The 13,645-nt window shown below is 60.3% G+C and carries 13 protein-coding genes; 6 read left to right on the top strand and 7 right to left on the bottom strand.

Annotated elements, in window-relative coordinates; translation table 11 throughout:
- Positions 1-10 precede the first annotated feature (10 nt).
- The 3 genes from RWJ89_RS03760 to RWJ89_RS03750 form a co-directional block, all read right to left on the bottom strand.
- Positions 11-1,375: a glutamine synthetase family protein gene (locus RWJ89_RS03760; RefSeq protein ID WP_131666314.1), complete on the bottom strand. Its 1,365-nt coding sequence runs from the start codon at positions 1,373-1,375 to the stop codon at positions 11-13.
- A 145-nt stretch (positions 1,376-1,520) separates the two neighbouring features.
- Positions 1,521-3,071, bottom strand: a complete 1,551-nt coding sequence (locus RWJ89_RS03755; protein ID WP_131666315.1) for an amino acid permease — start codon at positions 3,069-3,071, stop codon at positions 1,521-1,523.
- A 119-nt stretch (positions 3,072-3,190) separates the two neighbouring features.
- A complete protein-coding gene (locus RWJ89_RS03750) occupies positions 3,191-3,961 on the bottom strand; it encodes an N-formylglutamate amidohydrolase (protein ID WP_316030686.1) in 771 nt (256 codons plus the stop codon).
- A 178-nt stretch (positions 3,962-4,139) separates the two neighbouring features.
- On the opposite strand from RWJ89_RS03750, the gene RWJ89_RS03745 reads away from it, so the two are divergent.
- The 6 genes from RWJ89_RS03745 (at position 4,140) to RWJ89_RS03720 (ending at position 9,632) form a co-directional block, all read left to right on the top strand.
- Positions 4,140-5,012 (top strand): MurR/RpiR family transcriptional regulator, encoded by an 873-nt coding sequence (locus RWJ89_RS03745; protein WP_017961343.1) that lies wholly within the window; start codon positions 4,140-4,142, stop codon positions 5,010-5,012.
- A 191-nt stretch (positions 5,013-5,203) separates the two neighbouring features.
- Positions 5,204-6,307, top strand: coding sequence for an ABC transporter substrate-binding protein (locus RWJ89_RS03740; protein ID WP_131666316.1), 1,104 nt, complete (start codon positions 5,204-5,206; stop codon positions 6,305-6,307).
- A 71-nt stretch (positions 6,308-6,378) separates the two neighbouring features.
- Positions 6,379-7,272 (top strand): ABC transporter permease, encoded by an 894-nt coding sequence (locus RWJ89_RS03735; RefSeq protein WP_131639526.1) that lies wholly within the window; start codon positions 6,379-6,381, stop codon positions 7,270-7,272.
- Positions 7,269-8,057: an ABC transporter permease gene (locus tag RWJ89_RS03730; RefSeq protein WP_131639527.1), complete on the top strand. Its 789-nt coding sequence runs from the start codon at positions 7,269-7,271 to the stop codon at positions 8,055-8,057. The genes RWJ89_RS03735 and RWJ89_RS03730 overlap by 4 nt, the downstream gene beginning before the upstream one ends.
- Before the next feature lie 12 nt (positions 8,058-8,069).
- Positions 8,070-9,131 (top strand): ABC transporter ATP-binding protein, encoded by a 1,062-nt coding sequence (locus RWJ89_RS03725; protein ID WP_072637758.1) that lies wholly within the window; start codon positions 8,070-8,072, stop codon positions 9,129-9,131.
- A 195-nt stretch (positions 9,132-9,326) separates the two neighbouring features.
- Positions 9,327-9,632 carry an NIPSNAP family protein gene (locus RWJ89_RS03720; RefSeq protein ID WP_131666318.1) on the top strand — a complete coding sequence of 102 codons (306 nt, stop codon included), beginning with the start codon at positions 9,327-9,329 and terminating at the stop codon, positions 9,630-9,632.
- A 71-nt stretch (positions 9,633-9,703) separates the two neighbouring features.
- Here the strand turns inward: RWJ89_RS03720 and RWJ89_RS03715 are convergent, their stop codons facing one another.
- From RWJ89_RS03715 to RWJ89_RS03700, 4 genes are read right to left on the bottom strand one after another with little or no spacing between them, the layout of a single operon-like run.
- Entirely contained in the window at positions 9,704-10,705 is a 1,002-nt protein-coding gene (locus RWJ89_RS03715) for an ABC transporter ATP-binding protein (RefSeq protein WP_131666319.1), read from the bottom strand.
- Positions 10,706-10,715: 10 nt separating this feature from the next.
- Positions 10,716-11,774, bottom strand: coding sequence for a Gfo/Idh/MocA family protein (locus RWJ89_RS03710; RefSeq protein ID WP_131666320.1), 1,059 nt, complete (start codon positions 11,772-11,774; stop codon positions 10,716-10,718).
- The gene (locus tag RWJ89_RS03705; protein ID WP_316030588.1) at positions 11,771-12,610 is read right to left on the bottom strand and encodes a carbohydrate ABC transporter permease; all 840 of its coding nucleotides are present in this window, start codon (positions 12,608-12,610) and stop codon (positions 11,771-11,773) included. The genes RWJ89_RS03710 and RWJ89_RS03705 overlap by 4 nt, the downstream gene beginning before the upstream one ends.
- 9 nt (positions 12,611-12,619) lie before the next feature.
- Positions 12,620-13,567, bottom strand: a complete 948-nt coding sequence (locus RWJ89_RS03700) for a carbohydrate ABC transporter permease (protein WP_027664208.1) — start codon at positions 13,565-13,567, stop codon at positions 12,620-12,622.
- Positions 13,568-13,645: the final 78 nt, after the last annotated feature.

The following is a 13,645-nucleotide window of genomic DNA, read 5'->3' as shown; positions in this document are numbered from 1 at the left end:
CAAATGCCTATTAAGCTCTTTCGAAACCGCGCGCCACTTCCCAGTCGGTGATGCGGCGGTCGTATTCTTCCTGCTCCCATTCGGCGGCGCGGGTGTAATGGTCGATCACGTCGTCGCTAAAGGCTTTGCGCAGCATTGCCGATTCCGTCATTTCAGTCGTGGCCGCGCGTAGCGTGCGCGGGATCTCGCGAACGCCCTTGCCGCCATAGGCGTCGCCGACGAAGGGCGCTTCGAGTTCGAGCTTGTTTTCGATCCCGTCAATGCCGGCGGCAAGCAGCGCGGCGAAGGCGAGATAGGGATTGAGATCGGAACCGCCGACGCGGCACTCGATACGGATTCCCTTGGTCTCCTCGCCGCAGAGCCGGTAGCCGGCAGTGCGGTTGTCTTTGCTCCAGATCGCCTTGGTCGGCGCAAACGTGCCGGCCATGAAGCGTTTGTAAGAATTGATGTAGGGCGCAAGGAAATAGGTGATCTCGCTCGCATGGGCGAGAAGTCCGGCGACGTAATTGTGCATCAGCGGCGACATGCCGTATTTGCCGGTATGATCGAAGAATAGCGGCTTTTCCTCCAGGCTCCAGAGCGACTGGTGGATATGCGAGGAACTGCCAGCGGCATTGTAATTCCACTTGGCGAGGAATGTGATGGCCTTGCCCTTCGACCAGGCAATCTCCTTGCAGCCGTTCTTGATGATCGCGTGCCGGTCGGCCATGGCCAGCGCATCGGCGTAGCGCACGTTTATCTCCTCCTGGCCGGCCGAAGCCTCGCCCTTGGAGTTCTCGACCGGAATGCCGGCGCCCTGCAGCCCGGTGCGGATCGCCCGCATCACCTCTTCCTCCTTGGTGGTCTGGAAGATGTGGTAGTCCTCATTATAGGCGCTGGCGAGCTTAAGATTGCGGTAGCCAGAAGCCTGCGCCGACTCGTAGGTCTGGTCGAACAGGAAGAATTCGAGCTCGGAGGCCATATAGGCCTTCATGCCCATATCCTCGAGGCGCTTCACCTGCTTCTTCAGGATCGCGCGTGGAGAATGGGCGACCTCCTCATGCGTGTGATGATCGAGCATGTCGCACAGCACCAGCGCCGTGCCTTCGAGCCAGGGAATGCGACGCAACGTCGAAAGATCCGGCTTCATCGTGTAGTCGCCGTAACCCTTCTCCCAGCTCGTCGCCTTGTAGCCGGAAACGGTCTCCATCTCCATGTCGGTGGCGATCAGGTAGTTGCAGCTGTGCGTTTCCTTCCACGCACTCTCGACGAAATATTCCGCCTGGAAACGCTTGCCCATCAGCCGGCCCTGCATATCCACCTGGCAGGCCAGAACCGTGTCGATGCGCCCTTCGGCAACATCCTTTCTGAGATCGTCGATTGTGTAGCTGCTCATGATTGATCCGCCTGAACTGGGATTGAAAAATCGGGGCAACGAAATCGCATGCGCTCGGCCGGACTTTGCGGCCCGATGCCTTTTCGTTGAACCGGTGATGGGGCCGCAGGATGCGGCCCCGCCATTTGAGAGGGAAGCTTGTTTCTCAGGCTTCGCCGACCGCCGCTTCAGCCGCGGCGATTTCAGCCTGACGCTTCGCGATATCGGCGCCGATCGGCGGGCCCTTGAAGCGGCGGTTTTCAAATGCGAACCAGACGATGCCTGTCAGCACGAGGAAGCCGACGGTAATCTCCAGCGCCCAGTCGTTCGGCGGCTGGATACCGATATAAAAGATCAAGATCATCGAAATAATGGCAAGAACTGCGATCACCTTGTACAGCCCGATTCCCATATTCCACGGCCCCATCGTCGGCCATTTCGCCGTTCCGATCGAAACAAGGCCGAGCGCAATCGGCACCGCGAAGGACAGGAACAGGAAGATGACCGTGCACGACACGACGATCGAATAGGCCGGCGTGCCGGCAATGGTGATTGCCGAGGTGAACCAAACGAAGAGGACCGAAAGGATCGAGCCCGTCCAGATGGCGGCGACCGGCGTGCGGAAATTTGGGCTGACCTTGGCGAGGGCAGACGATGCCGGAAGGCCCTTGTCGCGCGAGAAGGCGAAGATCATGCGCGAAACCGAGGTGACGGTCGCAAGCCCGCAGAGGAACTGCGAGACGAAGATCAGGAAGTAGAGGATGCTCTTGATCGCCGGGTTCGTCTGCGCGTCCATCGCCCAGAAGAACACGTTCCAGCCCTGCTTTGCCGCATCGTCCATGTTCGGGATCATCAGCACGAAGGCGCACAACATGATGTAACCGAAAAGCGCCGACCAGAGTACCGCCGAAACCATGCCGCGCGGTACGGAGACGGCGGCCTTGACGGTCTCTTCCGAGGTATGCGCCGAGGCATCGTAGCCGGTGATGGTGTAGATCGGCAGCAGCAGGCCGAGCAGGAATGCCATGCCGGTCGAGACGGTGCCCGGCCAAACCAGCGATGCGCCTTCGGTGCCGGTATAATTAGCAAAGGTGAACAGGCGCGAAATATCCCAGCTAGGAGCAGCCGCCAGGCAGACGATCGTCAGCAGCAGCGCCGTCGCGAAGATCAGATACCCGGAAAAATCGGTGAGCTTGGCGGTGAGACCAATGCCGAAATGGTTGATGCCGGCCTGCAGCGCCGTGATGATCGCCACGAAGACGACTCGGTGAAGAAGCGTGTCCTCGATGCCAAACTGCGGACCGAAGGCGCCGAAGAAGAAGTAGAAAGTGCCGACATTGATGGCACCGAGCACGGTGACGAGACCGAGCAGGTTGAGCCAGGCAGACAGCCAGCCGGTGAAGCGATTGCCGAGGATCGAGCCCCAGTGATAAAGCCCGCCGGCCGTCGGATAAGCGGAGCCGATCTGTGCGAGGCCGAGGGCGAAGATGAACGATATTAGGCAGCCGAGCGGCCAGCCGATACCGATCGCAGCACCACCGGCGCCCGAAGTCGCCTGCCCGAGCGAATTGATGCCGCCGGAAAGGATGCAAATGATCGAAAACGAGATTGCGAAGTTCGAGAACGAGCTCATGCGTCGTTCGAGTTCCTGGGCATAACCCATGGAATGCAGGATGTGCACATCCTGCTTCTTGTCCAGTTCGGTATAGTCCGACATGACTTCCCCCTGTTCACGATCGGCCGCGGGATTGCGGGCCGATTCAGTGCCAATTGCCCGCGGCATTTGCGCCATGCAGACGTTCGCAGTTAAACTGCTCCCTCGGGTCTTCTTTTTCTTCAGCCGTCCAGACTTTGCTGGAGCAACCCTTTCAAATAATCGGCCATGACCCCTTGGCCGATATCGTCTGCGATGAGGTCGTTGCGGACCTCGATCATCACATTGCGCAAGCCATTCGAAAGCCCGTGCAGGATCAGCGTGTGGGTCACGCCGTCCTCGGGTCCGTAAGGCTCGTTGCGTTCCGTCCTGTAAAGCGGCGCCTTGGCCGCGACCTCCAGCATACGATCCGCGAGCCGGCTGTCCTCGTCGTGCAATATGCCGAGTTCGACGGCGCGTTCGCGGCCGTGATAGACCGCCGTGAAGCTGTGCATCGTCACGATGATGCTGTCCTGCCCCCTAGCCCGGCGATCACGGATCAGCCCGCGAATGGCGTCGTGGAAAGGCACGTAGAGCGAGTCGGTGCGCGCAAGCCGTTCTTCCGGGCTCAAATCCCTGTTGCCGGGAATGGCGTAGATCTCGCTGGTCTCCGGCATCGCGCCGGGTGAACTGGGCGGCCGGTTGCAGTCATAGATAAGCCGCGAGAACCGCTGGAAAACGAGCGTCGCGTCGAGCGCTTCCGATATGTTGCGGGCGACCGCAAGCGCGCCCGGGTCCCAGGCAATGTGACTGGAGAGCGCTTCGCTGGGCAGGCCGAGATCGCCGAAAACGGCTGGAAGCGCATTCGAAGCGTGCTCGCAGATCAGAAGCACCGAGCTCCGGCCTTGGGTGCGTTCGATCCCGACGCAGTCGCCGTCCGCTTCGCTGAGGATTTTCGGCCGGGCCAGCACCAAAGGCGCCACTCCTATCCCTTAACAAATTCTTGATGAAGAAAAGAATTCTTCAGGTTTCGGCCAGTGTCAAGCATGGACTGAAAATTTCTTTTCATGACAGCGGTTGACATGGATTGTGACAGCGTTGTTAACTTTGAGTGGGAAAGTGGCGCCAGACCATCCCGGGGAGCATAGTTACGTGACAGTTGCGTCGAAGACGGTTTCGGACGTCATACACTCGCATTTGGGGGTGTTGACGCGCGCCGAGAAGCAGTTGGCCGAAAGCCTGCTCGACAATTATCCGGTTTCCGGCCTCGGCAGCATCACAACGATCGCCGAAAACGCCGGCGTCTCGACGCCGACCGTCGTGCGCATGGTGCAGAAGCTTGGCTTTAAGGGCTATCCGGACTTTCAGGCGCATCTGCATCAGGAAGTCGAGGCGACGATCTCGAACCCGATCGCCAAGCACGACCGCTGGGCGCAGAACGCACCAGGCACCCATATTCTCAACCGTTTCGCCGATGCCATCATGGGCAATCTGCGCCAGACGCTGACCGATCTCGACACCGCGACGTTCGACAGCGTCGCCGCGTTGCTCTCCGACCGCAAGCGCGGCCTTTATTTCGTTGGCGGCCGCATCACCGGCGCGCTTGCCGAATATTTTTTCACGCATATGCAGGTGATCCGGCCGGCAACGACGCTGCTATCGTCGAATTCCAGCAGCTGGCCGCAATATGTCCTCAACATGAATGCCGGCGACATCCTGATCATCTTCGACATCCGCCGCTATGAGCAGGAGATGGTGAGCCTTGCGACCGCCGCCCGCAAGCGCGGCGCCGAAATCATCGTCTTCACCGACCAGTGGGGTTCGCCCGCGGCCAAGCTCGCCAGGCATGCCTTCCGCGTCCGGATCGAGGCGCCGTCGGCCTGGGATTCCTCCGTCGTCACCCTTTTCATCGTCGAAGCGCTGATCGAGGCCGTGCAGAATTCGACCTGGGACGAGACGAAGGAGCGCATGAAGACACTGGAAGGCCTGTTTGAGCAGACCAGGCTTTTCCGCAAACCGGGTTAGGAGGACAAGACTAAAACAGAAGAAAAACAATGACGGATTTTTCGCGGAAACAGACGGCGTTGTCGCAAATAAAGCATTTGTCGCAACCCTCGCTATTCACAGCAGAATTAACGTCACCGAACTGTCACACAAGCTTCATGTAATCTCATTAACAGCATCGCCAGACACTGAAAACCCGAAGGAGAACAACAGTGATCTCTAACATTTCTCGACTTCTGTCGCTTTCTACTGCGATGATCGTGGCCTCGACCGCGATTGCCGCCGCCGAGCCGAGCGCTGAACTTATCGCCGCCGCCAAAAAAGAAGGAAGCCTGACGACGATCGCTCTGCCGCACAGCTGGTGCGGCTATGGCGACGTCATTGCCGGCTTCAAGGCCAAGTACGGCCTCGAGGTCAACGAACTGAACCCGGATGCAAGTTCGGGCGACGAAATCGAAGCCATCAAGGCCAACAAGGGCAACACCGGCCCGCAGGCTCCTGACGTCATCGACGTCGGCCTCTCTTTCGGCCCGTCTGCCAAGAAAGACGGCCTGATCCAGCCTTATAAGGTCTCCACCTGGGATTCCATTCCGGATACCGCCAAGGATGCTGAAGGCTACTGGTACGGCGACTATTACGGCGTTCTCGCGCTCCTGGTGAACAAGGATCTCGTCAAGGAATCGCCGGCCGACTGGGCCGACCTGAAGAAGAGCGACTATGCAAACAGCGTCGCCCTCGCAGGCGATCCGCGCAGCGCCAACCAGGCTGTCCAGGGCGTCTACGCCGCTGGTCTTTCCGCATCCGGCGGCGACGCGGCCAAGGCAGCCGAGGAAGGCCTGAAATTCTTCGCCGAACTGAACAAGAGCGGCAATTTCGTGCCGGTCGTCGGCAAGGCTGCTCCCTTCGCGCAGGGCTCCACGCCGATCGTCATCGCCTGGGACTACAACGCCCTCTCGTGGGGCGAAGGCCTGAAGGGCAATCCTCCCTTCGAGGTCGTCGTTCCGAAGACCGGCGTCGTTGCGGGCGTCTACGTCCAGGCGATTTCCGCCTTCGCTCCGCACCCGAACGCTGCCAAGCTCTGGATGGAATATCTCTATTCCGACGAAGGTCAGCTCGGCTGGCTGAAGGGCTATTGCCACCCGATCCGCTTCAACGATCTTGCCAAGAACAACAAGATCCCGAAGGAACTGCTCGACAAGCTGCCGCCGGCAGCAGCCTATGAAAAGGCTGTCTTCCCGACGCTGGAAGAGCAGGCCGCCGGCAAGGAAACCATCACCAAGAACTGGGATTCCGTCGTCGGCGCCAACGTTCAGTAAAGTTTGATCCTGCCTCCCCGCTGCAAGGCGGGGAGGTTTTCTCACTCCGACGCCCCAGGATGAGCTTTTCCATGAGCACCGTTTCAACGCCGATGGCGAGCAGTGCCCCCTTGATCAACAAAGACCGCGTGATCGACTGGCTGGGCATCGCACCCTTCATTATTTTCTCCCTGCTATTCCTGATCATCCCCACGCTTTATCTCGTGGTGGGCGCGTTCCTGACGCCCGAGGGCGATGTCACGCTGAAGAATATCGGCGATCTTTTTACGCCATCGATCATGAGCGCTTACTGGATTAGTATCCGCATCTCGGTCGCCTCCGCCCTCGGCGGCGCGTTGATCGGCTTTTTCCTTGCCTGGGCCGTCGTGCTCGGCGGTCTGCCCGCCTCCGTGCGCTCGACACTGCTGACCTTCTCCGGCGTCGCCTCGAATTTCGCCGGCGTGCCGCTCGCCTTCGCCTTCCTCGCAACGCTGGGCCGCACCGGTCTTGTGACGATCTTCCTGCGCGAATGGTTCGGCTTCAATCTCTACGGCACTGGTTTCAATCTGCTGTCCTTCTTCGGCCTCACCATCACCTACATGTATTTCCAGATCCCGCTGATGGTGCTGATCCTGACGCCGGCCCTCGACGGCATGAAGAAGGAATGGCGCGAAGCATCGCAGATTCTCGGCGCCACCAACCGCCAATACTGGACGATGGTCGCGCTGCCGATCCTCTGGCCGAGCCTGCTCGGTACGACGCTGCTGCTTTTCGCCAATGCCTTCGGCGCCATCGCCACAGCCTTTGCGCTGACCGGCAGTTCGCTGAACATCGTGCCGATCCTGCTTTATGCGCAGATCCGCGGCGACGTTCTGCACAATGCCAACCTCGGTTACGCCATCGCGCTCGGCATGATCGTGATAACCGGCGTCTCCAACGTCCTTTACCTCCTGCTGCGCATGCGCGCCGAACGGTGGCAGAAATGAAAGCTCAACGTCTCGGAGCCTGGATCGCCGTCATTCTAGGTGCATCCTATTTCGTCATTCCGTTGATCGGCACCATCGAGTTTTCGCTGCGCATGCGCCGCGGCGAATACAGCCTCGACGCCTATCAATCGGTCTTCTCGGACATTCAGTTCCGCGAGACCTTCGGCTATTCCATGCTGATGGCGCTGCTGACCATCGTCTTCGGCATGCTGCTCGTCGTGCCAACGGCCTATTGGGTGCGGCTGCGATTGCCGCAGATGCGCCCCGTCGTCGAATTCATCACGCTGCTGCCGCTTGTCATTCCGGCGATCGTCATCGTCTTCGGTTACCTCAGGATGTACAATTCGTCGTCCTACCTGCCGCTGACGGGTTCAACGACTGGCACCAACATCCTGCTGGTCTTCTCCTATATCACCCTGTCCCTGCCCTACATGTACCGCGCCGTCGATACCGCCATGCGCGCCATCGACGTCCGCACCCTGACGGAGGCAGCCGAAAGTCTCGGCGCCAGCTGGACGACCATCATGTTCAAATGCATTTTCCCCAACGTCATGAGCGGCGTGCTTTCAGGCGCCTTTATCACGCTCGCGATCGTCATGGGCGAATTCACCTTCGCCGCACTGCTCAACCGTCCGGCCTTCGGTCCCTACCTGCAGCTCGTCGGTGCCAACAAGGCCTATGAGCCTTCGGCGCTCGCCGTCATCGCCTTCTCGATCACCTGGCTCAGCATGGGCCTGCTCAACATCGTTTCCCGCGTCGGCAAAGCCCGCCCGGCAAAGGCTTAAGGTATCTGGTTCATGTCTTTTCTCACGCTGACCAACATTCAGAAATCCTTCGGCCCGGTCCAGGTCGTCAAGAACTTCAACATGACGATCGAAAAGGGTGAGTTCGTCTCCTTTCTCGGCCCGTCAGGCTGCGGCAAGACGACCGTCCTGCGCATGATCGCCGGCTTCGAAACGCCGACCGGCGGCACGCTGACCATCAATGGCAAGGATCAGAGCTCGCTGAAGCCGAACCAGCGCAACATCGGCATGGTCTTCCAGGCCTACGCGCTGTTTCCCAATATGACCGTGCACGACAATGTCGCCTTCGGCCTCAAGGTCGCCGGCGCGCCGAAGCCCGAGATCGACGCCCGCGTCAAGGAAATGCTCGGCCTGATCAAACTCGATCATCTGGCCGACCGCTTCCCCTATCAACTATCGGGCGGCCAGCAGCAGCGTGTCGCCCTTGCCCGCGCGCTTGCCGTCAAGCCGCAGGTGCTGTTGCTCGACGAGCCGCTCTCCGCGCTCGACGCCAAGATCCGCGTCTCGCTGCGCGAGGAAATTCGCCAGATCCAGCAGCAGCTCGGCATCACCACGGTCTTCGTCACCCATGATCAGGAAGAAGCCCTGTCGATCTCCGACCGCATCGTCGTCATGAATGCCGGCAAGGCTGACCAGATAGGTTCGCCCTTCGAGATCTACAACACGCCGGCGACGCGCTTCGTCGCCTCCTTCGTCGGCACGCTGAACCTCATCGAAGCCACGGTCGTCGATCCCGACACCAACCGCATCCAGATCGGCGATCAGGGTATCACGCTGAAGCAGTCGGTCGCAGCTCACAAGACTGGCGAAACCATCTCGCTGGCCCTGCGTCCGGAAGCCGGCTCGCTCTCCGACAGCGTCAAGAGCGACACGGCGCTGACCGGCCAGGTCGTTTCGGCCCACTTCCTGGGGTCGGTCATTCGCACCCGCATGAATGTTGGGGGCAACGTCATCTCCTTCGACATGTTCAACAGCCCCGGCATCACCCCGCCGCAGGCCGGCGAAACCGTAACCCTGCGCTTCATGGCAGCCGACCTGCTGATCATCCGCGACTGATTTCGCCAATACTGCTGAGGCAAAGGCGCCGCGAAACGGCGCCTTTTTCATTTCAGGTGGTCCGACCCGTCAGCAATCGTGATGCAGCCATCACCATAAGGCACTTGAACTCTCCGAGGCCGGTGCCAGAAGTTGAGCGAACCAAATGAGCCGGGTAGCCCTCTGCTTGGCACTTTAAGAAAATGGGATATTTCAATGATTACCTGCCACCTGCGCTATGTGATCGATCCGTACAAGCTTGCCGAATTCGAGGAATATGCCCGGCTCTGGATTCCGATCGTCAACAGGATGGGCGGCACCCATCACGGTTATTTCCTGCCATCCGAAGGCGCCAACAATATTGCCATTGCACTGTTTTCCTTCCCGAGCCTTGCCGCCTACGAGGACTATCGCACACGCATGGCAAGCGATCCGGAATGTCAGGCGGCTTTCGAACTCGACAAACGTAACCGCAGTATCGTCAGCTATGAACGCAGCTTCTTGCGGCCCGTGCTCGGCTGATCAAACCCACACCCGACTGGAAACGAAAACCCCGTCGGGTTGGCTGGCGGGCTTTTCGTTCTGTCATGCGCTTAACGGATCGCCTGGTCGTCGGCGTCGAAACGATGGACGTGCGCCTGATCCGGCGTCGCATAGACGATCTCGTCCGGCTCGTACTGATGCTCGCCAAACAGACGTGCGGTCAGCAGGCCGCACTGGTCGGATTCCAGATAGATGATCGTGTCGGCGCCGAGATGCTCGACATGCACGACCTTCGCAGCCCAGGTCCCCTGTTCGCGCGACAACGTCAGGTGTTCGGGACGCACGCCGATCGTCTTGGCGCTGTGGTCGCCGACCTTCTCGGCTGCGATGAAATTCATCTGCGGCGAGCCGATGAAGCCGGCAACGAAGACATTGGCCGGTCGTTTGTAGAGTTCCATCGGCGAACCGATCTGCTCGATCGCGCCGGCATTCAGCACCACGATCTTGTCGGCGAGCGTCATCGCCTCGACCTGGTCGTGGGTGACATAGATCATCGTTGCCTTCAGGCTGCGGTGCAGCCGGGCGATTTCGAGGCGGGTCTGGACACGCAGCGCCGCATCTAGGTTCGACAGCGGCTCATCGAACAGGAAAAGTTCCGGTTCGCGCACGATGGCGCGGCCGATGGCGACGCGCTGGCGCTGGCCGCCGGAGAGCTCGGCCGGCCGGCGCGCCAGATAAGGTTCCAGCGAAAGCATGCCGGATGCCTTGCCGACACGCCTTTCGATCTCGTCCTTGGCGGTGCCGGCCTGCTTGAGACCAAGCCCCATATTGTCTTTGACCGTCAGATGCGGATAGAGCGCGTAGGACTGAAACACCATGGCGATGCCGCGCTTGGCCGGCGGCGTCAACGTCTCATCGCGGCCATTGATGACGACGGCGCCTGACGTGACGTCTTCGAGGCCTGCAATGCTGCGCAACAGCGTCGATTTCCCGCAGCCCGACGGCCCGACGAAGATGACGAATTCGCCGTCCTTGACCTCGAGGTCGATGCCTTTCAGCACTTCATGCGTGCCATAGGTCTTGCGGATGGATTTGAGTTGAAGCGATCCCACGGGTCTTTCCTTATAATCTGACCGGCTGGCCGGTGCGCACGCTCTCGTCGGCGGCAAGGCAGATGCGCAGCGACGCCACCGCATCCGCCATATGGCGGTCGAGGTCCAGATCCTCGCGGATCGCCCTCAGCATGAAGGCCTGTTCCAGGTCGCAGAGCGCCTGATGACCGGGCTCGCCCGTCATCGTCATATCCTGGTCAGGCCGGATGAACTTGCCGTCAGGCCCAGTCTCGGCCGTGTGCAGGCGGATCACCGAGGTCTTGGTGTGCGTGTCGATATCGTCGGACCTCGCGTTCGGATCCATGACGATCGACACCGCCCCCTTCGGCGACATCACATCTTTCACGAAGAAGGCTGTTTCCGAGATCATCGGGCCCCAGCCGGCCTCGTACCAGCCGACGGAACCGTCCTCGAACAGCACCTGCAGGTGACCGTAATTATACATGTCGGCAGCGATCTCGTCGGACATGCGCAGTCCCATGCCGCGTACCTCGACGGCCCTCGCATCGGTGATCTGGCACATGACGTCGACATAATGCACGCCGCAATCGACGATCGGCGAGGTCGTGCGCATCAGCGACTTGTGCGTCGCCCAGGTCGGGCCGCTGGACTGCTGGTTGAGGTTCATGCGGAAGACGTAAGGCGGGCCGAGCTTGCGCGCCTCCTCGATCAGCTTCATCCAGGAAGGATGATGGCGAAGGATATAACCGATCACCAGCTTGCGCCCCGCCTTCCTGGCTGCCGCGACGACGCGCTCGGCGTCGGCGACGGTGGTCGCCAGCGGCTTTTCCACGAAGACATCACAGCCCGCCTCGAAGGCGGCGACCGCATAATCGGCATGGCTGTCGGAATAAGTGTTGATCGAGCAGAGGTCCGGCTTCAGCTTGGCCAGCGCCGTCGTGAAGTCGGGATGGATCGTATAGTCCTGCAGCTCAGGCCCCAATTGCGGCGTCGAGCGGTTGACGAGACCGACGATCTCGAAGCCTGGATTGTTATGATAGGCGAGCGCATGGCTGCGGCCCATATTGCCGAGGCCGGCAACGAGCACGCGGATCGGTTTTTCGGTCACTTGACGGCTCCTGACGTGATGCCGCGGATCAGCTGCCGCGAGAAGATGACATAGAGGACGAGGATCGGCAGGATCGCCAGCGACAGCGCCGCCAGCACCGCATTCCAGTTGGTGACGAACTGGCCGATGAAGATCTGCGAGCCGAGCGTCACTGTCTTGGTCGCCTCGGAGGGCGCCAGGATCAGCGGGAACCAGAGATCGTTCCAGATCGGGATCATGGTGAACACCGCGACCGTCGCCATGGCCGGGCGCACCAGCGGCAGCACCAGGCGAAGGAAGATCGCATATTCGGAAAGCCCGTCGATGCGGCCGGCATTCTTCAGATCGTCCGAAACCGTGCGCATGAATTCCGACAGGATGAAGATCGCCAGCGGTATGCCCTGCGCGGTATAGACGAGGATCAGCGCCGTCAGCGTATTGACGAGGCCGGCCGCCACCATGCCCTGCAGGATCGCCACCGTGCCGAGACGGATCGGGATCATGATGCCGATCGCCATGTAGAGCCCGAGCAGCATATTGCCGCGGAAACGGTATTCGGAAAGCGCAAAGGCCGCCATGGCGCCGAAGAGCAACACCAGCAGGATCGAGACGATCGTGACGATAAAGCTGTTCTGGAAATAGGTGGCGAAATCGCCCTGCCCGAGCACCGTCTGATAGCCGACCAGACTGAAGGTCGACGGCGTCGGGATCATCAGCGGCTCGCGGAAGATCGAAGCACGATCCTTGAACGAGTTGACGATGGTCAGGAACACCGGAAACAACGCGACCAGCGTATAGGCGCTCAGCGCCAGATGTACGAGGCCGGTGCGGATGGGAGATGTGCGTGCCTTGGACATGCGCGCTCCTCAGAACTGGTAGCGACGCATGCGCCGCTGGATGACGAAGAGATAAAGCGAGACGCCGGCGAGGATGATGAGGAACATCACCGTGGCAATCGTCGCGCCCATCGAGCGGTCGCCGAGCTGAAGCTGGAAACCGAAGAAGGTGCGGTAGAGCAGCGTGCCGAGAATGTCGGTCGACATGTCAGGCCCGGCCAGCGCCCCCTGCACAGTATAGATCAGGTCGAAGGCGTTGAAATTGCCGACGAAGGTCAGGATCGAGATGATGCCGATCGCCGGCAGAATGAGCGGCAGCTTGATTTTCCAGAACTGGGCCCAACCGGTAATGCCGTCGCATTCGGCCGCCTCAATCACCTCTTCGGGGATGCTGAGCAGTGCGGCATAGATCAGCATCATCGGAATGCCGATATATTGCCAATTCGAGATCAGCGACACCGCGATCAGCGCCGAGCCGGACTTGCCGAGCCAGGGCGCGAACAGGAATTTCAAGCCGATGAGATCGAGCATCCAGGGCGCCACGCCCCAGATCGGCGAAAGGATGAGCTTCCAGATGAAGCCGACGATGACGAAGGACAAGAGCGTCGGCAGGAACATCGCCGTGCGGTAGAAGGCGACGCCGCGGAGCTTCGGCACCGAAAGCAGGGCGGCAAGCGCCACACCGATCGGGTTCTGCACGCACATGTGGATGGCAAAGAAGATCAGGTTGTTGACCAGCGCATTCCAGAAATCGCGCGCCCAGCGCGCATCGCCGAACAGCACCTTGAAATTCGCCAGTCCGACGAAGGCCGGCTGCCCGTCGACCGTATTGTAGAGCGAAAGCCTGAGCGTTTCGATGAGCGGCAGCACCATGACGGCAGAATAGACGATCAGGGCTGGCAGCATGAAGACGAAGATATGCCAGCGCACCGGGCGCCTGATCGGGACGATATCGACCGTGTTGTCGGTTTCGCTCATGGCTTTTGCCTGTTCTTGTCGACTGGCCGCAAGGTGCAGCGCAGATGGAAACATTGCGCCTCACCCCTGACCGTCTCT

Origin of the sequence: Rhizobium sp. 10PS4 (assembly GCF_032464805.1) — a bacterium.
In the GTDB taxonomy this organism is placed as follows: domain Bacteria; phylum Pseudomonadota; class Alphaproteobacteria; order Rhizobiales; family Rhizobiaceae; genus Rhizobium; species Rhizobium laguerreae.
This window is presented reverse-complemented; position numbering and strand designations above follow the sequence as displayed.

Coding starts and splice junctions, on each gene's coding strand:
- RWJ89_RS03760 (WP_131666314.1), bottom strand. CDS start 1,375: ATGAGCAGCTACACAATCGACGATCTCAGAAAGGATGTTGCCGAAGGG.
- RWJ89_RS03755 (WP_131666315.1), bottom strand. CDS start 3,071: ATGTCGGACTATACCGAACTGGACAAGAAGCAGGATGTGCACATCCTG.
- RWJ89_RS03735 (WP_131639526.1), top strand. CDS start 6,379: ATGAGCACCGTTTCAACGCCGATGGCGAGCAGTGCCCCCTTGATCAAC.
- RWJ89_RS03730 (WP_131639527.1), top strand. CDS start 7,269: ATGAAAGCTCAACGTCTCGGAGCCTGGATCGCCGTCATTCTAGGTGCA.
- RWJ89_RS03725 (WP_072637758.1), top strand. CDS start 8,070: ATGTCTTTTCTCACGCTGACCAACATTCAGAAATCCTTCGGCCCGGTC.
- RWJ89_RS03720 (WP_131666318.1), top strand. CDS start 9,327: ATGATTACCTGCCACCTGCGCTATGTGATCGATCCGTACAAGCTTGCC.
- RWJ89_RS03705 (WP_316030588.1), bottom strand. CDS start 12,610: ATGTCCAAGGCACGCACATCTCCCATCCGCACCGGCCTCGTACATCTG.
- RWJ89_RS03700 (WP_027664208.1), bottom strand. CDS start 13,567: ATGAGCGAAACCGACAACACGGTCGATATCGTCCCGATCAGGCGCCCG.